The 22776-nt window shown below is 47.5% G+C and carries 27 protein-coding genes and 1 pseudogene; 21 read left to right on the top strand and 7 right to left on the bottom strand.

Annotated features, from left to right (window positions below; genetic code table 11):
- The coding region (locus tag B3N34_RS02300) for a 3-methyl-2-oxobutanoate hydroxymethyltransferase (protein ID WP_286974095.1) at positions 1 to 325 on the bottom strand (325 nt) is incomplete at its 3' end.
- Positions 326 to 392: 67 nt separating this feature from the next.
- Entirely contained in the window at positions 393 to 1493 is a 1101-nt protein-coding gene (fbp, locus tag B3N34_RS02295; RefSeq protein WP_286974580.1) for a fructose-1,6-bisphosphate aldolase/phosphatase, read from the bottom strand.
- 222 nt (positions 1494 to 1715) lie between these two features.
- On the opposite strand from fbp, the gene B3N34_RS02290 reads away from it, so the two are divergent.
- Both B3N34_RS02290 and B3N34_RS09830 read left to right on the top strand, forming a co-directional pair.
- Positions 1716 to 1994, top strand: coding sequence for a helix-turn-helix domain-containing protein (locus B3N34_RS02290; protein WP_273002383.1), 279 nt, complete (start codon positions 1716 to 1718; stop codon positions 1992 to 1994).
- Positions 1991 to 2260 (top strand): type II toxin-antitoxin system RelE family toxin, encoded by a 270-nt coding sequence (locus B3N34_RS09830; RefSeq protein ID WP_414632097.1) that lies wholly within the window; start codon positions 1991 to 1993, stop codon positions 2258 to 2260. The genes B3N34_RS02290 and B3N34_RS09830 overlap by 4 nt, the downstream gene beginning before the upstream one ends.
- A gap of 96 nt (positions 2261 to 2356) precedes the next feature.
- Here the strand turns inward: B3N34_RS09830 and B3N34_RS02285 are convergent, their stop codons facing one another.
- The gene (locus B3N34_RS02285; RefSeq protein WP_286974589.1) at positions 2357 to 3565 is read right to left on the bottom strand and encodes a PLP-dependent aminotransferase family protein; all 1209 of its coding nucleotides are present in this window, start codon (positions 3563 to 3565) and stop codon (positions 2357 to 2359) included.
- 239 nt (positions 3566 to 3804) lie between these two features.
- On the opposite strand from B3N34_RS02285, the gene B3N34_RS02280 reads away from it, so the two are divergent.
- The 5 genes from B3N34_RS02280 to B3N34_RS02260 are packed head-to-tail and all read left to right on the top strand — an operon-like array spanning position 3805 to position 7982.
- Positions 3805 to 4275, top strand: a complete 471-nt coding sequence (locus B3N34_RS02280) for a TolC family protein (RefSeq protein WP_422652826.1) — start codon at positions 3805 to 3807, stop codon at positions 4273 to 4275.
- Positions 4235 to 4876: a TolC family protein gene (locus B3N34_RS02275; protein WP_286974576.1), complete on the top strand. Its 642-nt coding sequence runs from the start codon at positions 4235 to 4237 to the stop codon at positions 4874 to 4876. Before B3N34_RS02280 ends, B3N34_RS02275 begins: the two co-directional genes overlap by 41 nt.
- Entirely contained in the window at positions 4873 to 6027 is a 1155-nt protein-coding gene (locus B3N34_RS02270) for an efflux RND transporter periplasmic adaptor subunit (protein ID WP_286974573.1), read from the top strand. The genes B3N34_RS02275 and B3N34_RS02270 overlap by 4 nt, the downstream gene beginning before the upstream one ends.
- Before the next feature lie 15 nt (positions 6028 to 6042).
- Positions 6043 to 6756, top strand: a complete 714-nt coding sequence (locus B3N34_RS02265) for an ABC transporter ATP-binding protein (protein ID WP_286974571.1) — start codon at positions 6043 to 6045, stop codon at positions 6754 to 6756.
- Entirely contained in the window at positions 6753 to 7982 is a 1230-nt protein-coding gene (locus tag B3N34_RS02260) for an ABC transporter permease (RefSeq protein ID WP_286974569.1), read from the top strand. The genes B3N34_RS02265 and B3N34_RS02260 overlap by 4 nt, the downstream gene beginning before the upstream one ends.
- A 176-nt stretch (positions 7983 to 8158) precedes the next feature.
- Here B3N34_RS02260 and B3N34_RS02255 read toward each other — a convergent pair.
- Positions 8159 to 8266, bottom strand: a pseudogene (locus tag B3N34_RS02255) (transposase); the annotation flags it as partial.
- 287 nt (positions 8267 to 8553) lie between these two features.
- On the opposite strand from B3N34_RS02255, the gene B3N34_RS02250 reads away from it, so the two are divergent.
- From B3N34_RS02250 to B3N34_RS02210, 9 genes are all read left to right on the top strand, one after another.
- Positions 8554 to 9243 carry a helix-turn-helix transcriptional regulator gene (locus tag B3N34_RS02250; RefSeq protein WP_286974568.1) on the top strand — a complete coding sequence of 230 codons (690 nt, stop codon included), beginning with the start codon at positions 8554 to 8556 and terminating at the stop codon, positions 9241 to 9243.
- Between the two features lie 15 nt (positions 9244 to 9258).
- On the top strand, positions 9259 to 10272 hold the full coding sequence (locus B3N34_RS02245) for a tripartite tricarboxylate transporter substrate binding protein (protein WP_286974567.1): 1014 nt from the start codon (positions 9259 to 9261) through the stop codon (positions 10270 to 10272).
- Positions 10273 to 10531: 259 nt separating this feature from the next.
- Positions 10532 to 10987, top strand: coding sequence for a tripartite tricarboxylate transporter TctB family protein (locus tag B3N34_RS02240; RefSeq protein ID WP_286974565.1), 456 nt, complete (start codon positions 10532 to 10534; stop codon positions 10985 to 10987).
- 34 nt (positions 10988 to 11021) lie between these two features.
- On the top strand, positions 11022 to 12524 hold the full coding sequence (locus B3N34_RS02235; protein ID WP_286974563.1) for a tripartite tricarboxylate transporter permease: 1503 nt from the start codon (positions 11022 to 11024) through the stop codon (positions 12522 to 12524).
- 124 nt (positions 12525 to 12648) lie between these two features.
- Positions 12649 to 13647, top strand: a complete 999-nt coding sequence (locus B3N34_RS02230) for a uroporphyrinogen decarboxylase family protein (RefSeq protein ID WP_286974561.1) — start codon at positions 12649 to 12651, stop codon at positions 13645 to 13647.
- A gap of 148 nt (positions 13648 to 13795) precedes the next feature.
- Positions 13796 to 14794 carry a uroporphyrinogen decarboxylase family protein gene (locus B3N34_RS02225; RefSeq protein ID WP_286974558.1) on the top strand — a complete coding sequence of 333 codons (999 nt, stop codon included), beginning with the start codon at positions 13796 to 13798 and terminating at the stop codon, positions 14792 to 14794.
- An 18-nt stretch (positions 14795 to 14812) separates the two neighbouring features.
- On the top strand, positions 14813 to 16099 hold the full coding sequence (locus B3N34_RS02220; RefSeq protein WP_286974557.1) for a serine dehydratase subunit alpha family protein: 1287 nt from the start codon (positions 14813 to 14815) through the stop codon (positions 16097 to 16099).
- A gap of 245 nt (positions 16100 to 16344) precedes the next feature.
- Entirely contained in the window at positions 16345 to 16566 is a 222-nt protein-coding gene (locus tag B3N34_RS02215; protein WP_286974556.1) for a hypothetical protein, read from the top strand.
- 174 nt (positions 16567 to 16740) lie between these two features.
- Positions 16741 to 19038: a cation diffusion facilitator family transporter gene (locus B3N34_RS02210; protein WP_286974554.1), complete on the top strand. Its 2298-nt coding sequence runs from the start codon at positions 16741 to 16743 to the stop codon at positions 19036 to 19038.
- 37 nt (positions 19039 to 19075) lie between these two features.
- Here B3N34_RS02210 and B3N34_RS02205 read toward each other — a convergent pair whose 3' ends face one another.
- Together B3N34_RS02205 and B3N34_RS02200 are read right to left on the bottom strand one after the other, a co-directional pair.
- A complete protein-coding gene (locus B3N34_RS02205) occupies positions 19076 to 19387 on the bottom strand; it encodes a hypothetical protein (RefSeq protein ID WP_286974552.1) in 312 nt (103 codons plus the stop codon).
- Positions 19380 to 19760: a hypothetical protein gene (locus tag B3N34_RS02200; protein WP_286974551.1), complete on the bottom strand. Its 381-nt coding sequence runs from the start codon at positions 19758 to 19760 to the stop codon at positions 19380 to 19382. Before B3N34_RS02200 ends, B3N34_RS02205 begins: the two co-directional genes overlap by 8 nt.
- Between B3N34_RS02200 and B3N34_RS02195 the strand changes: the two genes are divergently transcribed.
- Entirely contained in the window at positions 19737 to 20027 is a 291-nt protein-coding gene (locus B3N34_RS02195; protein ID WP_286974549.1) for a hypothetical protein, read from the top strand. The two genes, B3N34_RS02200 and B3N34_RS02195, sit on opposite strands and share 24 nt — an antisense overlap.
- Positions 20028 to 20031: 4 nt before the next feature.
- Here the strand turns inward: B3N34_RS02195 and B3N34_RS02190 are convergent, their stop codons facing one another.
- A complete protein-coding gene (locus B3N34_RS02190; RefSeq protein WP_286974547.1) occupies positions 20032 to 20322 on the bottom strand; it encodes a hypothetical protein in 291 nt (96 codons plus the stop codon).
- A 171-nt stretch (positions 20323 to 20493) separates the two neighbouring features.
- On the opposite strand from B3N34_RS02190, the gene B3N34_RS02185 reads away from it, so the two are divergent.
- The 4 genes from B3N34_RS02185 to B3N34_RS02170 all read left to right on the top strand — a co-directional run bounded on the left by B3N34_RS02185 (position 20494) and on the right by B3N34_RS02170 (position 22762).
- Positions 20494 to 20727 (top strand): hypothetical protein, encoded by a 234-nt coding sequence (locus B3N34_RS02185; protein ID WP_213698125.1) that lies wholly within the window; start codon positions 20494 to 20496, stop codon positions 20725 to 20727.
- Complete coding sequence (locus B3N34_RS02180; protein ID WP_286974543.1) at positions 20724 to 21083, top strand: type II toxin-antitoxin system PemK/MazF family toxin; 360 nt, start codon at positions 20724 to 20726, stop codon at positions 21081 to 21083. Before B3N34_RS02185 ends, B3N34_RS02180 begins: the two co-directional genes overlap by 4 nt.
- A gap of 41 nt (positions 21084 to 21124) precedes the next feature.
- A complete protein-coding gene (locus B3N34_RS02175; RefSeq protein WP_286974587.1) occupies positions 21125 to 21511 on the top strand; it encodes a secondary thiamine-phosphate synthase enzyme YjbQ in 387 nt (128 codons plus the stop codon).
- A 99-nt stretch (positions 21512 to 21610) separates the two neighbouring features.
- Complete coding sequence (locus B3N34_RS02170) at positions 21611 to 22762, top strand: ABC transporter substrate-binding protein (protein ID WP_286974541.1); 1152 nt, start codon at positions 21611 to 21613, stop codon at positions 22760 to 22762.
- Positions 22763 to 22776: the final 14 nt, after the last annotated feature.

Genomic DNA, 22776 nt, shown 5'->3' with positions numbered 1-22776 from the left:
CGGCTTCCTTTAAAAACCTTCCGGCGTTATACACGGCGTCTTCGTCGGATATCTGGTATGACATGAAGGGCATGTCCCCTATGCAAAATGTATTGGGTGCACCTCTTCGCACTGCCTTACAGCAGGTGATGCATTCTTCCATCGTCACGGGTATGGTCCCCTTGTAGCCCAGCAATACCATCCCTAAACTGTCTCCTACCAAGATCATGTCCATCCCTGCCTGCTCGGCAAAGGATGCCGTGGGAAAGTCGTAGGCCGTTATCCATGCTACGGGCTCGCCCTTTTCCTTCATCTTCATGAGGTCCAGACGTGATTTCTTTGACATAACCCTTTTCCTCCTCTTATGAATTAAAATTATCCGGACGGAAGACTTTCTCCCGCCCGGATTGCAGTTAATGCCTGATCTCGAACTTGCCTTCCAAGGCCTTGAGCCTTTCGACTATGCCGCCGTACTCGAGTTCCCCGTAGGGCAGCATGGCATTTCCGTAGAATCCTTGCCTGCGCAGCTCTATTGCCTTTTTCGAGGCTATCTCCCTCACATAATCCCAGAAGGGATGGTCAAAGGCGTCGGCTTCCTCGGACAGCTTGCCCTCCTTGACGCAGTAGGCGGTGCAGCTTACGATTGGCGGGCCGTCGAAGAAGGACACGGAGCTGTTTCGCTTGACGGGCATGAGAGGCCCCTGGTGACTGCCCCTCATGAAGCCGCCTACGTAAGGTACCAGCGCGTAAGGCTCAAGAATCTCTCCCGTGGCAGGAAAACTGCCCTGGGCCCTGACCAAGAGGATAGGATCGTCTTTTCCGACGTATTTGCCCGCTATGTTGTGAAGCCTTGTTGTGCTGGCGACGGCCGCTATCTCCCCTGTTGTCCTTGAATAAACAGCTTTTACAACGTAACGCTCCGGATCCCGAAGCAGCGCCGCGATGTCGTAGAGCTCCTCGGGGGCGACGAGAGCTATTACTTTATCGCCCTCGGTGTATGAGACGTCCATGATCTCAAACTTGAACCCCTTGAATATGTTCGGCGAAAGAAGCAGCCCGCTGCAGTACATGGGATCGCAAAAGGCAAGGTAAAGCGGCAGGTTGAAGGCTCCGGGGTCGGTCTTGTCGGCGGCAAAAAGCAGGAAAGGCTCGCTTTTTCTTTCCTCGAACTCCATCTCGGCGATGCCGGGGCCAAGCCCCCTTATGTTGCCGGAGAAAGCGTCCTTAAGCAGGTCCTGCCCCGCACCATAGAGGCCCTCTTTCTTTGCCACGTCGGCGGCAGCCTTGAAGGCGTCCCAGGCTATCTGGTGGATGAGCGGGTTGTCCGTGCCGTGAGTATGGGTCATCAATATGGCGATGTCGTCTCCCGTGTAGGAAAGGCGGAAATCGATGAAATCACTGCCCAGATGAGGCTGAAGCGACCTTTCCACCTCCTTGAGCAGTGAAACACTGGGGCGAATGTGTCCTCCAATGCTTCCTATGTCGGCCTTGATCGCTGTTAGGGTTACTCTCAATGTGCTCTCCCCCTTTTCGATTTTGTGATCAAGACACAGTTACGCATATAATTTTACACTAAAATGCACAAATGTTAAATTAAACGTCCGAGGTCGGTCCACTTTGATTGTTCGTATTGATATGAAAAAAGATGACATAGCATTTAATATATGGTATTATATTGCTGTAGGCAGGAATGGTAATTATTAATAATAAATAGGAACCGTTAGGAAGTGATAGAAATGGAAAAGCTGCTTACGCCAAAGGACGCAGCCGAAATCCTTTCGCTTTCGCCTGTGACGATAAAAAAATGGCTTTGGCAGGGAAAATTAAAAGGAATCAAAGTGGGCAGCGTATGGCGGATCAGAGAAAGCGACCTAAAGGCATTTTTAAAGACAAACAATGACGATGAAGAGAAGTTGAGCAGGGATGACCTTGAAGCTGTAAAACGCGGCCTGGAAGACATCAAAGCCGGCAGATATGTGACGCTGGAAGAGTACGAGCAAGACAGAAGACTGTGAATTATGAAGTAAGGCTCTCCCGTGAAGCCGTAAAAACTTTGGACCGCATGGACTCTAAACCCGAAAAACGTATCCGCAGTCGGCTGCACGAACTGTCCGATGATCCGCTCGATCCGCGGTTAAGCAAGCCGTTGACGGATATGGAAGGGCTGCGCTCGTCCCGCGTCGGCGGGTGGCGGATACTTTATACAATAGATAACTCCGCTAATGCAGTAATTGTAATAGCCGTGCAACCGCGCGGGCAGGCTTACAGGCATCTCGGGTAGTTGAAATATCAGTATAGCACCCTGTTTCTTAAACTGAAAAAAGTTAGCCCCAAAGCCGAACATATGCTTTGAGGCTAACTTCGTGTCTTTGTCTTTTTATCCAGTTTCCTTATATCTGGCCAAAGCCCTCCCAAGCCTTTCGCCCGCCTCTTCGGCAGTTTCCGGCGGGACCTTCGCGAAGGAAAGCCTCAAGGTGGATCTATCGGCAGTCAAGACGTCGGGATAAAAGGCAGCCCCCGGAACGACGCCTACCTTTTCTTCAAGAACCGCATATTTGGCAAAGTCGAAGCAGTCTTTCAGCCACGGCACGCGGGCCCATATGAAAAACCCTCCCTTGGGAAGGTCGTAGGTCATGCCCTGAGGCACCGCCTTTTCCTGCAAAAAGCGATGAAGAGCGTCCCTTCTCGTCCTGTAGGTATCGGTCAGCTTGGCAAGGTGGGCTTTCATGTTGATATTTCGCAACAGCTCCCAGGTTGCCCTCTGCAGAAATGCCGGAAGGGACAGCTTCGTCGCCAAAATCAGCTCTCCCATGGGTCCGACTATCTTCGAGGGAAGTACAATATATCCGCACCTTATGCCCGGCGCTATGATCTTCGAGAAACTTCCAAGATATATGACCCTGTCCTCTTCTTGGGCGAGGCCTATATAAGACCCTTCGTGTTCCCCCTCGTACCTGAGGTATCTGTAGGGATCGTCTTCTATGATCAAAAAACCGTACCGCGAGGCCAGCTCCAATATCCTTTTCTTGCGTTCCTCCGTCGTCACACAGCCCGAGGGATTTTGGAAGTTCACTATCGTGTAAAAGAGTTTAACCTTGTTTTGAGATAAGACCCTTTCCATTTCCTCGATTATAGGGCCGTCCCTGTCGACGGGGACGCTTACGAAGTTTGCCCCCTCCTTGCCGAAGGCAAGAAGGGCCTCCGGATAGGTGGGATTTTCGACCAGCACCGTGTCGCCCGGCTCTATGAAGGCCTCGGAAACGAGGTTAAGCCCGTCCTGCGACCCATTAGTCATTATCACGTTTTCTCCGCCGTAGCTTTGCGGCAAAAGCCCGTCTTCCTTCATCCATTCGGCTATCCATTCCCTAAGCTCCGTTATCCCCGTGGAAAGGGGATAGTAGCTGAGGATTCCGGGATCCCTCAAAGCCCTCTCAATGGTCTCCCGCAGCAGATCTACGGGATACATCTCGCTCGAGGGCTCGCCCGCCGTCAGCGAGATTGCCTTGTGTTTCTTTACGAGTATCATCATCTCCGTGATGGCGGAAGGCTTGATCCTCTCGGTGACCCTTTTACCCAGCAATGACATTATGTCCAACCCTACATCACTCCTTTTTATAGAATTCAGTGGCCTTAACAGGACTTTAATGTTAAAACAGGCGTAGGCGTAAGTACGGATTGCATTGCATAAATATTAAAATAAAATTACAGAAAAAGATAGAAAGGAGCAAAACACATTTGAAGGCCCGAACTAAATTAACCTTGGCGTCAATTTTTATTTATTCGGCAGCTTTATTCGGACCTTTGCCTTCCCAGGCCGAGACCTCAATGATACAAGAGGGCGATCTTTTAAGTTTGGAGCAATGCATAGAGATAGCCCTTCAGGCCCATCCCGACGTCATGGGCGCTCAAAAGAAGGTTGAAGCCCAGGAAAGCAGGGTTGGCCAGGCAATGTCGCAAAATTACCCCGAGCTGTCCGCATCCACCAACTACTCGAGAAGCTCTCCGACAGGCGGAAGCACCCGCTCAAATTACTCCAGCGACATCTCCCTATCTCAAGTTATAACCGACTTCGGTCAGCGGGAAAGGAAGATAGGCATTGAAAGAGAAAACGTCACGGCGACAGGATTTGAGGCGGACAACACGAAAAGAAATATTGCCTACGGCGTCTCGGAGGCTTACTACGGGGTGCTGGCTGCTAAGAGAAACGTCTCCGTGGCAGAGGATACGGTGAGACAGTTTGAGGAACACTTAANNCTTGAGCAACGCCATGGGCTTTGCCGACACGCCCTCCTATGACATAGCCGACGACATGGACTTTAAGGCCTACGATATAACGAAACAGGAGGCGCTGGCGAGGGCTTTTGAAAACAGGCCGGACCTAAAGGCTCAGGAAACCGGCGAGGTCACGGCACAAAAATCGCTGGAGCTTGCAGCCAGAGGTGATTCTCCGACACTTTCGGCCTACGCAGCATACAACTTTGAAGGTGAAAACTTTCCCCTGGATGAGGGATGGAACTTCGGCATGACCATGAGCATTCCCCTTTTCGATGGGCATCTCGTGGAATATCAGACGAAGGAAGCGGCCGCTAACTTGGAGGAAGTTAAGTTGGCCACTTCATCTTTGAGAAACGACATCTCCCTCGAAATCGAAGAGGGTTATCTTTCCTTGATCGAATACGGCGAAAGCGTGGAAGTGTCCAGGCTAATGGTCAGGCAGGCGGAGGAAAACCTGGAGCTGGCCCTTGGAAGATATCAGGCGGGAGTTGGAAGCCCCATCGAGGTTACGGATGCCACGGTGGCTTTAAACGACGCCAGGAGAAATTACGTTCAGGCCCTTTACGATTACAGGATGGCCGAAATTACGCTTAAAAGTGCGATGGGAGAGAATTTGCCGTGAAAAAGAAGATGTTATTTGTCCTCGTCATAGGAGCGGTGCTTTTCGCAGCCTTTGGCAGGGGGGTTTTTAGCAGGAAGGAGGGCGTAAACTACGATATGGCGCCCGTCGAAAGGCGCGATATCTCTTCTTTCGTGACTGCCATAGGAAACGTTTCGGCGGTGACGACCGTAGAAGTGGGAACTCAGGTCTCCGGGACTATAAAGGAAATCTACGCAGATTACAACTCCATCGTGAATAAGGGGCAGATAATAGCCCTCATAGATCCCACTACCTTTGAAGCCCAGGTGGAGCAGGCAAAGGCCAACCTCATGCAGGCAAAGGCCGGGCTGCAGAGGGCACAGGCCACCCTTGCCGATGCGAAAAGAAACCTCGACCGCCAGAAGATGCTCTGGGAGAGGGACTTAATAGCAAGGAGCGACCTCGATTCTGCCCAGACCGACTACGACCTCGCAGTGGCAGGCGTGAGCGAGGCCGATGCGAACGTCCTTCAGGCTCAGGCTTCATTGAAGAAGGTCGATACCGACCTCGGCTACACCAGGATCTACTCTCCCGTCGATGGCATAGTGGTCTCCCGCGACGTGGACGCAGGGCAGACCGTGGCGGCGAGCTTTCAGACGCCTACGCTTTTTACCATAGCCCAGGACCTCACCAAGATGCAGATAGAGACCAACGTGGACGAAGCCGACATAGGAAACGTGAGAGAAGGACTGGAGGTGACCTTCACAGTCGATGCCTACCCCAACGCCGTCTTTTCGGGCAGGATAAAGCAGGTGAGGATAGCCTCGAGCGTCGTCGAAAACGTGGTAACCTATCCTGTGATTATCGACGTGTCCAATCCCGATTTGATGTTAAAACCCGGCATGACGGCAAACGTGACCATAATTACCGATAAAAAGGAGAAGGTCCTGGCCGTGCCGAGCGCTGCCTTCAGATACAGGCCTTCCGCTTACGAAGGAGAGCTCCTGCGAGGCCGGGTCCTTTGGGTGTTGGAGGAGGGACGTCCCCTTCCCGTACAGGTAGAGACGGGAATAACCGACGGGGCTTATGTGGAGATAAAAAGCGACGATCTTAAAGAGGGCGATCGCGTCATAATCGGCGAGGAAGCAGGTTCCACAAAGGGAAGGGCAAGCGCAAGGAGATTTCCCCTCTAGGGAGATGGGTTGGAAATGGCGTTAATAGAAGTGAAAGACGTACGAAAGGTTTACAGGATGGACGGCGTGGAGTTCGAGGCCCTGAAGGGGGTTTCCTTTTCTATCGAAAAGGGAGAATTCGTGATAATAATGGGTCCTTCGGGGTCGGGCAAATCAACCCTTATGCACATATTGGGAGCTCTGGACGTACCCACGTCCGGCTCCTACCTTCTGGACGACAGGGAGATCACCGACATGACGAGAGATGAGCTAGCCCGCGTCAGAAACGCAAAGATCGGCTTCATATTTCAGGGGTTTAACCTCCTTCCCAGGATGAATGCCATGGAAAACGTGGAGCTTCCCATGCTCTACGCGGGACATCCAACGGCAGAGCGAAAGCGAAAGGCCGAGGAGGCACTGGAGCTGGTGGGTTTGCTTGATTGGGCCGATCACAGGCCGAACCAGCTCTCGGGAGGCCAGCAGCAGAGAGTGGCCATAGCTAGGGCGCTGGTGAACGATGCCCCCCTTCTTTTGGCCGATGAACCAACGGGAAGCCTGGATTCCAAGACCGGTGCTCAGGTAATGGAGATGTTGGTGAGTTTGAACGAAAAACGGGGCATAACGGTGGTGCTCGTGACTCACGACAGCAACATCGCAAGCTACGGAAAGAGGGTCATAGGTGTTTTAGACGGCTTGATATCGAGCGACGGGTCGAAGGAAAAAGTCGAAAGTCGGGTGGATGTCGAATGATATCCTTTGTCGAGACCTGTCGTGTTTCCTTTAGGGCCATAGTTTCAAACAAGATGCGTTCGGGCCTTGCCATGCTAGGCATAGTCATAGGCGTTGGGGCGGTCATAGCTATGCTTGCGCTGGGTGCGGGCGCTACTTTACAGATAAAAAGCGTCATGTCCAGCATGGGAAGCAATCTGCTCACGATACGGCCCGGGACGGTAACCTCGGGAGGCATCCGCATGGGCGCCGGCAGCACCCCCTCGCTGACTTTAAGCGACGCCACAGCAATAAAAGAGGAATGTCCATCCATCGAAGAAGTGCTGGCCCAATACTCAGGGGTGGCTCAGGTGGTCTACGGAAACCAAAACTGGTCAACCCAAATTTCAGGCGTTACTGAAGGAGTATTCGTGGTCAATGACTGGCAGCTGAAGCTGGGGCGTCCCTTCACGGAGCAGGACATACGAAGCGCCGCCAAGGTGGCCATACTTGGGACGACCGTGGCACAAGAGCTTTTTGGCTATTCCGACCCCGTGGGCGAGACGATCAGGATAAAAAACATACCCTTTCAGGTGATAGGTGTGCTTGAGCCCAAGGGCGAGTCGAGCTGGGGCAGGGATCAGGACGACGTAGTCATGGTGCCCGTAACGACGGCGCAGAAGAGGCTCTTTGGCATGCCAAGACCAGACATGGTCTCTTCCATAACGGTAAAGGTCAAGTCAGAAGACCTATTAGACAGGGCCCAGGAAGAGGTGACCCTGCTGTTGAGACAGCGCCATAAGATATCAAATCCACAGGACGACGACTTCACCGTGAGAAACATGCAGCAGGCCATGGAAGCAGCCCAAGAGTCCATGAAGGTGATGTCTCTTCTTTTGGGCTCCATAGCATCGGTATCGCTGCTGGTGGGCGGCATCGGCATAATGAACGTAATGCTCGTTTCGGTCACCGAGCGCACCAGGGAGATAGGCATCCGCATGGCCGTCGGCGCGACTTCAAAGGACATAATGCTTCAATTTCTGGCGGAGTCGGGCATGCTTTCCATGACGGGCGGAGCGGTGGGGGTCTTCCTTGGGGCGCTTCTGTCTTACGTGCTGTCGCAAGCCTTCAACTGGCAGACCGTCGTGCTTCCGGGCTCCGTTGCCTTGTCCTTCGGATTTTCCGCATTGGTCGGCATAGTCTTCGGCTTGTACCCCGCCTACAAGGCTTCGCTTTTAAACCCCATAGATGCACTTCGGTACGAATGATTGTGCAGATAGCGTAAAATATTGTAGGAAATTTTTTAGGAAGAAAGGGGACCGCTCCTTTAGAATATGCCCAAACGTCTCTCCTCTTGACATTTATAAACATGGAAGTCTACATCAGGAGGATTTGTCCCGTTTCTTACTACTGGAATTTTTCCACACTATTTAAAATAGAGCTCCTGTCTCTCATCAGTCCTTTCGTAAGACTCTGCCTTCAAGTGTTCTGAGGCTTGGGCTTTAAGCACCTGGTTTAAAACTTGCTCCACCAGCCTTGCTAAACCTTCATCTTACCAGAGTGAGGTTAGCCCTTTCTACTATTAGCTGTCCCTTTTTGCACACTATAATGGACAGTACTCTATTAACAAGACTCTTATTTAATTAAAAGCATGTTATCGTAAGCAATAATTTAAAAAGCGGTAAAAATGAAAGAAAATAAGAGATAATATGCTCATTTTTAGGCTTAAGTTATATTATTTAGTAACCTTAATATTTGATCAATTATTTTAATACGTCATAAAATAAATGTAATTTGATGAAAAATTTTTTTGAAAACAAAAATTTTTGGGAGAAAATTATGATATACGATGAATCGATTGATTCACGATTAGCTGTTTTTCTTCCACTAGTCGAAACAATAGCGAATCAATTTAGCCCTTATTGCGAATCTGTCTTGCACGATCTAAGAAAGTTAGATAACTCCCTTGTCGCTATCAGCGGAAATGTGACGAATCGTACTTTGGGAGCGCCAATCACTGACTTTGTTTTAAGGATGCTTAAGCAATATGGGGATAATGTGAATAATAGTTACCATTATTTAGCTACTACTAAGGATGGTAGACGACTAAAATCTTCTACTACCTTTATCCGAGACAATAAAGGGCATGTTATAGGATGTTTTTGTATTAATTTCTGTATTGAAGCTTTTCTTGTTTCAAGTGATGTTATTAAGGATATTTGTTCTATCCGTGATCCTGCCCCAGAAGGAGAGAACTTGGAGCAATTTGCCAATGATGTTAGTGAAGTTGTGAAATTGATCCTGGAAGACGTTCTAAAACGTCAAACTCTTCAACCTTTGCGCATGGAAAAATCGGATAAGATGGATATAGTGGAAGAATTAGACAGTAGGGGCCTTTTTCTGGTCAAAGGAGCCATAAATCTAGTTGCATCCAAACTCGAGATTTCCAAGTTTACCCTTTACGGATACTTGGATGAAATAAAAAAAGCTAAAAGAAACAATAGTGAAAAAGGATATTTAAAAATTTAAAGGGAGGGGTAAGAAATGTTAAGCATCAAATCTTTGAATAATTTATTTTTAGGCGTGTTGGTTTTAATGATAGGATTTTTTCCTGGAACGTTATCTGGTGTGGCAAATGCTTCTTCGTTGAGGCCTGAGGGGGTTCCTACGAACTATCCGGCAAAAGAAATTGAGTATATTTACGGCTTTTCACCTGGCTCGATTAATGATGTTTATATACGTATGCTGGGGGAGAAAATCCAAAAAATGGAAGGGTGGAAAAAGGGGATAATCATTAATTATAGAGAAGGAGCAAGTGGAAGGATCGGTTGGTCAGCTTTGGCTAAAGCCAAACCGGACGGATATACTATAGGTTTCGCCCCGAGTGCAATGCTTATTTCTGCTGTTTCCGAGAATCAACCTTATTCCTATGATAATTTGGAATTCATTGCCAACATGATGACTGACCCAGGGGCAATAGGGGTAGCAGCAGACTCTGAATATAAGACGCTAGGAGACCTTGTCGAGGCAGCCAAGAAGAATCCGGGAAAGATCAGTATTGGGGTTACTTCAACTATTGGTCAGGAAGGTCTGACCATGAAGCTAATTGAGAAGCAAGCGGGTGTTAAGTTTAATCTAATTCCATTTGACGGAGGATCAGCAATCATTGCTGCCATTATTGGTAAACATATTGATGGATTTTGTCTTAACGTTAGCGATACTACGAATTACGTTAAAGTGGGGCAGATTAAAGTACTAGCAACTGGAGATACAAAGCGTTCTAACTTTTTACCTGATGTGCCGACTTATAAAGAATCAGGTTTTGACGTAGTTCAAGTTAATATGCGTTCAATAGCTGCTCCTAAGGGGACGCCAGAGCCTATCCGTAAGTACCTTGAAAACTGCTTCTTGGCGGCACAAAAAGACCCCGAGGTTCAAGAGCGTGCATCCGAATTGGAAATTCCCATTGACCCCAAAACAGGAGCGGAAGTCAAGGAAGCCTTTGCGACAATCACGGCTACATTGCAAAAATTATGGAAGGAAGAACCTTGGGAATGACTATACTGTACATTTAGCTGTCAATTTATTTTATGAGATACAAATAACGAGATGACATGAATAACATCGTAAATCGCATCTAAGTGAAGAAAAATCTATGTGAGTGGCACCTTTTTGTGTGAATAGGTTGAAAACGTACATAGGTTTCTGAACAACGGTACTTCATCAGTACTATATAAAATTACAGTTTAGTACTATATAAAATTAAAGTTTGCACTGAAGTGCCGTTGTTCACAAGATAACATAAGGAGGATACAAGTTGTCTAAAGCGAACAAGGACTTTAACTACAATTATCTGTCGGTTTTATTTATATATTTGATCTCAATTATTTTTTTAATTTCAGCCTTTCAATTAAAGGATGTTGGCTCAAGGGTTGTCCCAATAGCTATTAGCATTTTTAGCATAATCCTTGCAACAATATTTTTTCTAAAGACGCGAATGGATCAGAGACGCAGGACCGAGGAAAAGTTTGATTTTAGCGGTACAAAAACTGCAGTAAAGATGGGTATTGTAATGTTGCTGTATGTTTTATTCACTGAGGGGGTAGGTTTTTATATTGCGACACCAATTTTTCTTGCTATTTCCATGATCATGCTGGGACAGAAGAATAAAAAAACGGTCTTCCTTATTTCTATTTTAATACCTCTTGTTGTATGGGTGTTCTTTGATTACATGCTTAACTTGCGAGTTCCAGAAGGTATTTTCTTTAAGTAGAAAACATGTTTGACAGTAAACTGGGGGAGATGGAATGGATTTCCTGAACTTTATGGTTGAGGTGTTTAATTTTACGAACATATTGTGGTTGATCATTGGAGCAACAGTAGGAGTTATACTGGGAGCGATACCAGGACTGTCTGCAAGTACAGGCATTGCAATTTTCTTGCCGATCACGTTTAATCTTGAACCCGTTACAGGCCTTATAACGTTAGGTGCGATATATGTCACAGCATCGTATGGAGGGAATATTACAGCGGTACTTGTTAATACCCCGGGCACTTCCGATTCACTTTTCATGGTGTTTGATGGTTATCCCATGACGTTACGAGGAGAGGGGTTAAGGGCAATTGGGATAACAACATGGAGTGCTTTTATTGGTGGGATCATTGGCTCTTTAGCACTTTTGTTTATAGCACCTCCACTTTCACGAATCGCTGTCAAATTTGGCCCTTGGGAACTTTTCCTGACTACAATGATGGGTATAGTAATTATTGTTGGCCTTTCAAAAGATGGTATGCTAAAAGGATTGTTGAGCGCTTCTTTTGGCTTTTTGTGTTCTTTGATAGGTGTAGATGGCATTACAGGATCAACAAGGTTTAGTTTTGGAATTGATGCTATATATGACGGTCTTCCGTTATTGCCTGTAGTCTTAGGAATGTTTGCGGTTTCTCAAGTATTTGAACTTGTTACAGAAAAGAGGGACATGATTGTTATTGATAAAAACGCAATGCGAGGGAGTGTTTTTTTATCTCTTAAGGATCATGCCTCCATGCTCATCAACAATCTTCGTTCGGCTATCATAGGAACAATTGTTGGTATAATTCCTGCCGCAGGAACGACAGTTGCCGCTGGAATAAGTTATGAGATCGCAAAAAGGACTGATCCTCATCCTGAGACTTTCGGCAAAGGGAACGAGCAAGGCCTTGCTTGTGTATCTGCAGCAAATAATGCCGTAGTAGGTGGCTCTCTTGTCCCTCTTTTGACATTGGGAATTCCAGGAAACGGAACGTCAGCTCTTTTCCTAGGCGGTCTAATTATCCATGGTTTATTTCCAGGGACTGAGCTTTTCACGAGAGACGCTTCGATTGTTTACGGTCTGTTTGCAGGATTAATTGCAGCACAATTTTTTATTTTACTGTTTGGTTTGTTTGGTGCTCCATTGTATTCCCGAGTGACACGTATACCCAAAAGCATACTCGTTCCTATAATCGCTTCATTTTGTGTTCTGGGAGCTTATTCAGGCCGTTTCCTCTGTTTTGATATGTATCTGATACTTTTCTTCGGCGTCGTTGGATATTACATGGTTAAAGCAAAATTTTCAATGGCACCTTTTGTATTGGCTTTTGTACTTGGGCGGAATTCAGAGATTCAGTTTCGTAGGGCTATCATGCTTATGCAATATAATTTTACTGGAATTTTCTTTCGTCCTTTGTCACTAGTTTTGTTATTTATCGTAATAATACTTCTCGTATCACCTATTTGGGGGGACATTAAAAGTTTGGCAAAAAAAATGCAGTGTATTTTGTTTCGATAATAGAACAAGGAAAGATTCTTAAAAGGTTTATCCGCGTAATTTTGATGTGTTTCTATTTCGCTTGATTTAAGCAAATGTTAAAAATATTAAATATAGAGATTATAAAGATAAGGAGATGTTTTTGATGAAAATGACTCATAAGCAAAGAATTGAGAAAGCACTTGAGTTCGATGAAATTGACAGGGTTCCTTACAGCCTATGGATGCATTTCCCTAACAGGGACAGGCACCCCCGTCGGCTTGCAGAATTAAGTCTTGCCAATCAGAAGAGGTACGATTTAGATTTTATAAAGTTTATGCCTTACGGCATGTACTCAACCATTGACTTTGGAATGGACATTGATGTATTTGAGGGCTTCAATGTGCCGCCGGTTGGACATGCACCGATCATCTCAAAGGTGGAGGATTGTGACAACATCAGTTACGTTCCGGGCACACGCGGAGAATATGCAATAGTGTTGGAAGCCCAGCGTATTTTGTTTGAGATGATGGACGAGTGTATTCCTTTCGTTCAGACTGTTTTTAGCCCAATGACTACAGCTGCTAAAATGTGTGGAAGTCCCTCTAAACTTATGCAATTCGTTTCTGAAGATTCATTTAGAGTACACCGTATGCTTGAAATTATCACGGAAACGACAATGGAATTTGCAAAGGCATCGGTAGACGGTGGTGCCGATGGGCTCTTTTTTGCTACTCAGGTGTCATCGGCTGATTATATGGATATAGCTACACATAGAACTTTTGTGGAAAAGTATGACAGGGAGATACTGAACTCTGTTAAAGACAGAACGTGGTTTAATATCTTGCATATCCATGGAAAGAATATTTTTTTGCAGGAAATTCAAGATTATCCAGTCCAGGCGCTAAATTGGCATGACAGGGATGAGGGGCCTTCTTTGAATGAGGTACGCACGTATAGTGCGAAAACGCTTGTAGGAGGCCTGAGTTGGGGAAGTATCTTGTTACATAAAACAAATGAAGAAATTGTTGCAGATATTCATGAAGCGGCTTCCTACAATGAGGGAAAAGGATTTATTCTAGGACCCGGATGCGTAATTGATCCGACAACGCCGGAGGAGAAGCTGGATCTTATTTACGACGCTATACTTAAGACAACTAGATAGTTGATCAATTGCTGAACTTGGATCAAGCATATACATGTTCACATGCCGGGTTACGTCCTATAGTTAAGCAAAAGACGATGAATTTGCAGTTAGCATGGAGAGGGAAGTAACATATTAAATCAGAATTTTATAAAGAGGTATTCTTATCGTGAATCGGAGGGAAAGAATACAAGTTGCTTTGAACTTCGAAGAAACAGACCGGTTGCCGTTTAGTCTTTGGAGGCATTTTCCCAATTTGGATCATCACCCTAGGAAGTTGGCAGAACTCACACTTGAGTACCAACGTAAATACGACCTTGATTTTATCAAATTTACTCCTTACGGCATGTTAGCGACAATTGACTGGGGAGTTAAATTAAAGTTTTTCCCCGGCTTTGATGAAGCGTCGGTGGCAGCCGAACCTGCTGTTAAGGATCCGGATGACTGGCTGCATCTCAAACCCTATTCTGGGACTGATGGAGAGTACTTAATAGCACTTGAGGGGTTGCGTCTTACTATGCGTGAAATACCCAAAGACGTGCCGATTGTTAAAACGGTCTTCAGCCCATTGACCAATGCTATGAAAATGTGTGGGGAGAAAACACTTTCGTTGCATCTTAGGGAGTACCCCGAGAAACTCGAAAAGGGGCTGGAAGTTATAAGAGATACGACTATAGGATATTTACGGGAAAGTATTAACAGAGGTGCCGAGGGAATTTTCTATTCTACTCAGATGTCATGCTATGATAAGCTTTCCGTGGAAGAAAACGAGCGTTTTGTTAAAAAATATGATTTTGAAATATTTGACTCTTTAAAGGGAAAGTCATGGTTTAATATACTGCATCTTCACGGATCCAACGTAATGTTTAAGGAATCGGCGGATTATCCAGTCCAAGCGCTAAATTGGCATGATGGGGATGATGGTCCATCCATGGATGAAGCGCGAAACATGTCGCAAAAATGTTTTTGCTGTGGGCTAAGTCATTTAAATACCCTTCTTAAAAAAGATGCGATGGACGAAATAGGACAGCATGTTATGGATACATGGAATCATAACGACCACCGAGGAGTGATTTTAGGACCGGGATGTGTAGTTGACCCAAAAACGCCCGAAGAGAATCTTTATCACGTTAGAGATTGTGTTTATGCGACTTCAAGTTATAGATAGACAAAGCGGGGAATTACTATGACATGTGGAAAAATTCCGTTGAAACAATTTTTGAAAGAAGAGGTAAAGCCAGCTTTTGGGTGCACTGAGCCCGTTGCTGTGGCGCTGGCGGTAGTAAGGGCCAGAGAAGAACTTCCTGTACCACCCGAGCGTGTTAACGTGGTTATCAGTTCTAATATATTCAAAAACGGGGCCAGTGTTGGGATCCCTGGGACTGAAGGTTTGAAGGGGAATAAGATTGCTGCTGCGTTGGGACTGGTCACGGGAAAATCCGATGATGGGCTTGAGGTTCTCAAAGACTGCGATCCTGATAGTGTTTTGGCAGCCATGAGTTTTCTTAAGTCAGGATCAGTTTCGATTACGGTGGATAAAGATGTAAGCGGTGTGTTTGCTAAAGCTACAGTAAGCGGTGCCAATCATTCGGCCACCTGTATTATCGAGAAAAGTCACGATAACATTACTGAAGTGTTTTTCGACGGTAAAACAATTTTCAAAGGATCCAACGTAAATGGTAAGGGAAATGGAGGAAAGTCTGTTGCAGAAGAAATGTCTTCCATGACTTGGGATGAAGTCATGGAATGGTTAAAGGAAGTCGATGAGGAAGATATTGCTTTTTTATTAAAAGGCAAATCTATGAATATGGAAATAGCTGAAAAAGGATTTGAGTCGAACGTAGGCCTAGGAGTAGGTCGTGCAATTAGGAATTCCTTTGGTAATTCTAATAATGCTGATATTGGTCTACTGATTAAGGCGTGGAGCGCAGCTGCTGCCGATGCACGCATGAGCGGAGTAGCAATGCCTGTAATGAGTAGTGCTGGTAGTGGAAACCATGGAATCACCGCCATCATTCCAGTTGCTATATATGGCCATTTAAATAATATAGACGAGGGGACTATCGCAAAAGGCCTTTTGGTAAGTCACCTTGTAACGTCTTATATTAAAAGTCGTACGGGGCGGCTAAGTACAACCTGTGGGTGTGCATTTGCCGCTGGATCAGGAGCTGCTGCTGGAATTACGTGGTTGCGAACAAAAGATCTTTGCAAAGCAAAAACTGCAGTTAATATTGTTATATCTAACCTCATTGGGATGCTGTGCGATGGAGCCAAAGGATCATGTGCTTTTAAAGTTGGGACGGGAGCTATCGAAGCTTATCATGCTGCAATGATAGCATCTGAGGGTGTGAAGCTCGATCCACAGGGTGTGATTGGAAAGACCGTTGAACAGACAGTTAATAATGCCGCCGAAGTTGCTTCGTGCATGGGAGAGATCGGAAGAACCCTATTGGAGATAATTGCAAAAGAATAAGAACATTAACATAAATCAGACAGAACCAATGGATCATAATAGTCATCCTCTAAATACGATGACGGGCACTATGGTCTTGAAGCATTTTTATCTTGACGATAAGAACTTGCTACGGAAAATCTAATAGTTGATGAGAGCTAGCTTAGAAGGACAGGATAAGAAATTTTTAGATCAGCAAATAAACATTTTTGCCTTATTAAGGAAATATGAATACATAAAAACCCAGAAAGGTTTCAGAAAAGCTTTTGTTAGGACCTGGACCTACGCCTGTTGAAAGCAGGGTAGTCATAGCTCTCTCTGAACCAACTTTGGGACACCTGGATAAAGATTTTATCGCTATAATGGATGAAACTAGAAAATTGCTCCAATATGTTTTTCAGACAGATAACGGATTGACTGTGGCCATGTCTGGAAGGGGTAGTGCTGGAATGGAGACAGCCTGCGTTAATATGATTGAAAGTCCATAGATTCGATCTCCTATAGGTGTGGATGATGCAGTGCCTTCGGGGAGTACATTATGACAGCCTACGGTTGGTTGGCGAAAAAAAGCATACGAACAGTATGACAGGATTTACGGACCTACCTCAAGAACAGAAGCAGATTCATTCGGTTCTGCTATATGTCTTGCGGGCATGAAAGGAATGACAACTAAAAAGAACATGAATTCAAAATCGGAACTCAATAAAAACCAACTAGGAAAAGTCAGCGAGACAGAATATTTCTCCCAAGGAGAAAAAGTTTCAATTGTAGGTATCGTGGGAAACGTGATTCTTACTGCCGTCAAAATAGCAGCCGGAATCGCAGGTCACAGTACGGCCATGGTGGCGGATGGGGCACATTCGGCTTCAGATATTTTATCGTCTTTGGTTGTTCTTATCAGTCTGAAGATAGCGAAAAAACCGGCGGATGAAGCTCATCCATACGGACACGGCAAGGCGGAGTCCCTAGCTACCGTAGCGGTAGGTGTTTTTCTGCTGGGGGCAGGTTTGTCGATAGTATATTTTGCCGCAAAGTCGATAATCAGTGGACATACTGTAGAGCCAGGAATGCTCCCTTTGTTGACCGCCATCTTGTCCATTGTATCCAAAGAAGCCATGTTTCAATATACGTTCAGAATCGGAAAGAAAATCAACAGCTCATCCACTATAGCCAACGCTTGGCACCACCGCTCCGACGCATATTCGTCGGTAGCTTCTCTGGTTGGGATAATCGGGGCTAGACATGGTTTTTTAATGTTGGATCCTATTGCCGGCATCGGAGTTTCATTTTTTATTGTCAAGATGGGTTGGGATATAATATACAATGGAGTTTATCAGCTTATGGATGGATTCAGCGATAGTCAGACAATAGAAGAAATGAAGCAAATTATCAATGAGTGTGAAGGCGTTTCGGATCTGAAGGCTATTAGCGTAAGACAAAGTGGCCCGTATATTTTTGTCGATCTGAAAATCGGTGTGGATAGAAAAGCGACTTTTGAACAAGCCCACGAGGTAGCCGGAAAAGTGAAGAGTGAAATCCTGAGCAAGGTCAGCAACGTAAAAAATGTCCATATTCACGTAGATCCGGTGGATACAAAATGTCGCAAAGGTTGTGAGGTGAAGTTAATGGATTTAACTAAGGACGAAATGCTAGAAAGGGCCAAAAAGCCTGCAGAGGAAGCTATTAAGCTGCATCGATATTATCAAGGAAAGATGCAGACCGTACCAAAGTGCTGCATCAGAGATGTCTCCGATTTCGCAATATGGTATACTCCCGGTGTAGCGGAGCCCTGCAAGGAGATAAAGAAAAACCCTGATTTGGCTTATGAGTTTACCAATAAAGGGAATACAATAGCTGTCGTTACGGATGGAACGCGAGTATTGGGCTTGGGTGATATAGGACCCGAAGCGGGGTTACCCGTCATGGAAGGAAAGTGCATGCTCTTTAAGTACCTTGGCGGCGTGGACGCCGTGGCCATCTGCCTTGATACGAAGGACCCCGACAAATTCATCGAGACGGTCAAGTATTTAACTCCTGCCTTCGGAGGAATAAACCTTGAAGATATAGCTCAGCCAAAGTGCTTTTACATACTCGATGAACTGAGAAAGGATTGCAAGATACCCGTATGGCACGACGATCAGCAGGGAACGGCTGCCGTTAACCTCGCTGGCTTGTACAGCGGACTTAAGATAACGGGGAAGAGAATCGAAGATATAAAAGTAGGTTTTTTCGGTTGCGGAGCTGCAAACGTGGCCACGATAAGAATTCTCATAAGTGCAGGGGTCGATCCCAAAAACATACTGATAGCGGATAGCAGGGGAGTGCTTCACCCTGATAGAACGGACCTCGAGGACGTAAAATACGATGTTAAACGCCATCTCGCCCAATTAACCAACCCTCAGGGGATAAGCGGCGGACCGGAGAAGGTCTTCGAAGGCGCCGATGCTGTCTTTTGCTATACAAAACCAGGCCCGGACGTCGTGAAAAAAGAATGGGTCGCCAAAATGGCAAAAGATGCCATGCTCTTTGCTTGCGCCAATCCTGTGCCGGAGATATGGCCATGGGAGGCCAAGGAAGCAGGGGCCAGGATAGTGGCCACGGGAAGGTCAGATTTTCCCAACCAGATAAATAATTCTTTAATCTTTCCTGCGGTTTTCAGAGGAACGCTTGACGTCAGGGCATCTGTCATAACGGACGAAATGTGCATCGCTGCTGCAAAGACCCTGTCGGAATGTGCCGAGAAGATAGGAATGAGCGAGGAATACTTGATCCCGACAATGGATCAGACGTGGGTATACCCCGAGGTCGCTGCGTCGGTGGGTGTCAAGGCAATCGAACAGGGAGTGGCGAAACTCACCGCGTCCAGAGACGATCTGGTCAAGATGGCGGAAGAAAGGATAAAGGCTGCCCAGGAGACGACGAAACTTCTCATGAAAGAAGGGTTGATAAAATCTTTGTAAATTAAGTTGAGGACTATCTATTGCCTCACAAAGGAAACTAGACGAAAGATGGTTCTCTATCTGCAGCCTTCTTTGCTTCATTTTTCTTTTTGTGGCATTGTTCCAGCTTTCTTTTCAATCTGTCGATCCTCCGTTTCAGATCGGCAGGGTTGAGAGTTTCGTAAGCCTGCCGCAAGGCTTCCTTGGTCGCCTCATCTACACAGGAAGACTCCAGCAGCCTTTGATATGGCGTCTCTAACTTATCATAATGCTTTACGACCTTTGACCCTACCCGTTTTTTCGATACCAGTTTAGCCGAGGGCTGGAAGATATTCACGTACAGTCTGAGCACCTCGTAGAGGTCATTCATGATATGCACCTTTCTTCCGTATCATACCTTGCATACCCGATGGCTCTTCTGGCGACGGCCCAGTTCTTCTGCTCCACGAAGCAGTTGTCGTTTTCCCTTGACTGCCTCGACCGGGTGAAGGTGATGTCTTCGTCCTGGCAATAATCGTACAGATGATAGTTGTAAAGGCCGAGTCATTGTCCGAGTCCAGGCCGAGCAGCGGGAAGGGCAATCTGCTTCGAATCAGCCCCAGTGCCTCGAAAACCCACTTCTGGGCCTTGTTCTTGACCGCCCGAAGCTTCGTCCACCCCGAGGAGACGTCGGTGAGATTTAAGGTCAAGGCATATTCGCCGCTGGGGTTGCCTCCCTCGTGGGCGACCATGTCCATCTCCATGAAGCCCGACCTGGCATCGTCCCAGTCGGCGAACGTCCGCACAGGGATCTTCTGCTTCAAAAGCGTGCCGGGCTTCGTGACGCTGCGGGCCTTAAGCCGCATCCGCTTCTTCCTGCCAGAAAGTATCCGGTTTATGGTGGCTGCGGAAAGTTCCTGGAGCTTTTGGCTGATCCCGGGGGGCCAAAACCAGCTCATTATGGTGTTCCAGCTTCGGGATCAGCCACGGAAGCTTGGCTGCAAGACGTTTCCCGCAAGGGTAGTCCATGATGCGTCATATCTTTACGAGCTTCTTTTCTACTTCAGGCCCATAGATGCCCTTTCCCCCGTGACGCTTCACAGGCTTTTTACGCTCCGCCTCAAGGATCACCTGCCTGCCGCCTGCACCACGCAGGAAGAGCCTTTTCCCGTACAGACACAGCCGGTAGGAGGCATAGGCCCTGTTGTACCCGGCAACTTCCACAACATGGTCAAGCATGCGGCCCTTTTCCTTCTTGGTGGCATTCTTGTATGCTTCCGCCATCGTGCGCAGGATTTCGTCCCTCGTTCCCATCGTCAGCCTCACCGTGCCTTCCTCCCTCCTGGGTGAATGACTCCGGAGAAATCGTAAACCTTTCGTCCAGGTTTTTCGTGAGGCAACTCGCCGGCTTGACCCTCCATTTTCTAGACCCTATAATAGCAGTTGCCAATGGCACTATTTATTGGGCCCAATTATAGGGTCTAGAGGAGGGTTCACATGAAACAGGTCAAGGTCGGACTCGATGAATCGCACGTCAAATTGCTTGAACAGTTTAAGCGCTTCGGATTCAAGGACAAAAGCGAAATGGTTCGTTTTGCCCTTGATCTATATGTGAAGGATATGGCCAATCGACGTTTGCGCGAATCGGCGGCCCTTTACGCCCAAGTTTACGAAGAGGACGCCGAGTCCCGAGAATGGATGAAGGCAAACACCGCGGAGTGGCCGTCATGAGTGTGTTAAAGCGGGGGATGGTGATAGACATCGACCTTGATCCCACGAAGGGCTCCGAGACGGGGAAAGTTCGCCCCTGCGTGGTCGTTACCAACGACGTTTACAACGAGCGCGTTCCCGTTATTCAGGTGGTGCCCGTAACGGCCTGGAGCGAAAAGAAGGCCAGGATCATCACAAACGTGGAAATAGATCCGACCCCCCGAAACGGGCTGACCAAAAAATCCGTCGCTGACTGCCTGCAGACCAGGCCCATCGATTACGCCGAGCGCCTTTTCAGGGTGCGCGGCGAGCTTGAAGAAGACGTGATGTCAAAGATCGACGAGGCCCTAAAGGTCGTCTTTGGCCTGGACGGATAGGTTGCGGTATGAAACATTTTACGGAGGTGTTTCAGGTGTTTATGGCTCATACGTTGCGCACCAAGGCTCGCGAGGAGCTGATAGACATTACGCGTACGGTGGAGGAGGACGTAAGCTTTTCAGGCATAAAGGAGGGCTTATGTGTGGTTTACGTCCCTCACACCACTGCGGCGGTTACGATAAACGAAGACGCCGATCCGAGCGTCAGGGAGGACATCTTGAGACAGCTTAAGAACCTGGCTCCGCGTAAGGGAGAGTATTCGCACCTCGAAGGTAACTCCGACGCCCACATAAAGTCTAGCCTCATCGGCGCCTCGCAGGTCATACCCATCCATGATGGTCGTTTAATGCTCGGCACCTGGCAGGGCGTATTTTTCTGCGAGTTCGACGGTCCGAGGGACAGGCGCTTTTATGTGACCCTAACCTGAGATAGCTTGTTGACCTGGAGGGCTATAAATTCTTACAATAGCAAAAGGATTCCCTATTCCAATTCATCATGAAATGATCAAGAATACGGGGGTGATTGCGTGAGGAGGATTATAGCGGGTTTGGTTATGGCTGCATTGATATTCGGTGCCTCTGCGGCGATGGCTCAGGATACCATCAAGATAGGTTATCTGGCCGCGCTCACGGGCGATTGGGCCGCTTACGGGCAGACGGAGCTGAAATCGGCCCAATTGGCGGCAGAGGAGATCAATGCTCAGGGAGGCGTGTTGGGAAAGAAGCTCGAGATAGTGCCCTACGACTTCAGGACCAGGGCGGAGGATGCCGTGAACGCCGTGCGCAGGATGATAGAGCAGGATAAGGTACTCGCCATAATAGGGGCCAACGGAAGCGGCATAAACATCGCCACGGCTCCGGTGGTAAACCGAGCAGGGGTGTCTCAGATCGGTACCGTTTCGACCAACCCCCTGGTGACGGAGGACAACAACGGCAAGGTGCGTCCCTATTCCTTCAGGATATGCTTCACCGACCCATATCAGGGGACAGTGTTGGCCTATCTTGCGGCCAAGGAGATGGGCAAGAAAAAGGCAGCCATACTCTACGACGTGGGCAACGAATACTCTCAGGGCCTTCGCGAGTTCTTCATGAAGTACTTCAAGGATTATGGCGGCCAGACCGTCAGCGATCAGGGATTCCGCGGCGGCGTTGATGTCGATTTCAGGGCACAGCTGACGGAGATCAGGAACTCTGGAGCCGACGTCTTGGTGCTTCCCAACATGGGCAAGGAGATGGCGCTAATAATCAAGCAGGCAAGGGAATTGGGCATGAAGGACCTGTTGATCATAGGCGGCGACGGATATGCCGAGTTCATGTGGGATATAGCCGGCGATGCCATGGAGGGCACCTACTGGGTTAACCACGTGGCCCCCGAGGACCCCGCCATGCAGCCCTTCTTTGAGGCCTACAAGAAGAAGTACAACGACGAATGCAAGGAGTTCGTAAACGGCGTGCTGGCCTACGACTCCGTTTACTGGCTGGCCGACGCCATAAAGAGGGCGGGCAAGGCCGACAGCAAGGCCATCAGGGACGCCCTTGAAAACACCACTAACCTTCAGCTCCATCACGCCGTGCTAACTATCGACCCGACGGACCACAACCCAAAGGACAAGGACGCCGTCATACTCGTTTGCAAGGACGGCAAGGCCAGGTTCTTCAAGAAGATCAGGCCGCAATAATAAGATCGCTGTAA

The organism is Acetomicrobium sp. UBA5826 (assembly GCF_002433005.1).
GTDB lineage: Bacteria > Synergistota > Synergistia > Synergistales > Acetomicrobiaceae > Acetomicrobium.
Note: the sequence above shows the minus strand (reverse complement) of the source record. Positions and strands in the feature narration are given on the sequence as shown.

What these genes read in the sequence shown, in the direction of transcription:
- B3N34_RS02290 (WP_273002383.1), top strand. Translation starts at nt 1,716, where the DNA reads ATGGAAAAGCTGCTTACGCCAAAGGACGCAGCCGAAATCCTTTCGCTT.
- B3N34_RS02285 (WP_286974589.1), bottom strand. Translation starts at nt 3,565, where the DNA reads ATGTCATTGCTGGGTAAAAGGGTCACCGAGAGGATCAAGCCTTCCGCC.
- B3N34_RS02265 (WP_286974571.1), top strand. Translation starts at nt 6,043, where the DNA reads ATGGCGTTAATAGAAGTGAAAGACGTACGAAAGGTTTACAGGATGGAC.
- B3N34_RS02260 (WP_286974569.1), top strand. Translation starts at nt 6,753, where the DNA reads ATGATATCCTTTGTCGAGACCTGTCGTGTTTCCTTTAGGGCCATAGTT.
- B3N34_RS02250 (WP_286974568.1), top strand. Translation starts at nt 8,554, where the DNA reads ATGATATACGATGAATCGATTGATTCACGATTAGCTGTTTTTCTTCCA.
- B3N34_RS02245 (WP_286974567.1), top strand. Translation starts at nt 9,259, where the DNA reads ATGTTAAGCATCAAATCTTTGAATAATTTATTTTTAGGCGTGTTGGTT.
- B3N34_RS02235 (WP_286974563.1), top strand. Translation starts at nt 11,022, where the DNA reads ATGGATTTCCTGAACTTTATGGTTGAGGTGTTTAATTTTACGAACATA.
- B3N34_RS02230 (WP_286974561.1), top strand. Translation starts at nt 12,649, where the DNA reads ATGAAAATGACTCATAAGCAAAGAATTGAGAAAGCACTTGAGTTCGAT.
- B3N34_RS02220 (WP_286974557.1), top strand. Translation starts at nt 14,813, where the DNA reads ATGACATGTGGAAAAATTCCGTTGAAACAATTTTTGAAAGAAGAGGTA.
- B3N34_RS02210 (WP_286974554.1), top strand. Translation starts at nt 16,741, where the DNA reads ATGACAACTAAAAAGAACATGAATTCAAAATCGGAACTCAATAAAAAC.
- B3N34_RS02205 (WP_286974552.1), bottom strand. Translation starts at nt 19,387, where the DNA reads ATGAATGACCTCTACGAGGTGCTCAGACTGTACGTGAATATCTTCCAG.
- B3N34_RS02200 (WP_286974551.1), bottom strand. Translation starts at nt 19,760, where the DNA reads ATGGAGATGGACATGGTCGCCCACGAGGGAGGCAACCCCAGCGGCGAA.
- B3N34_RS02185 (WP_213698125.1), top strand. Translation starts at nt 20,494, where the DNA reads ATGAAACAGGTCAAGGTCGGACTCGATGAATCGCACGTCAAATTGCTT.
- B3N34_RS02180 (WP_286974543.1), top strand. Translation starts at nt 20,724, where the DNA reads ATGAGTGTGTTAAAGCGGGGGATGGTGATAGACATCGACCTTGATCCC.
- B3N34_RS02175 (WP_286974587.1), top strand. Translation starts at nt 21,125, where the DNA reads ATGGCTCATACGTTGCGCACCAAGGCTCGCGAGGAGCTGATAGACATT.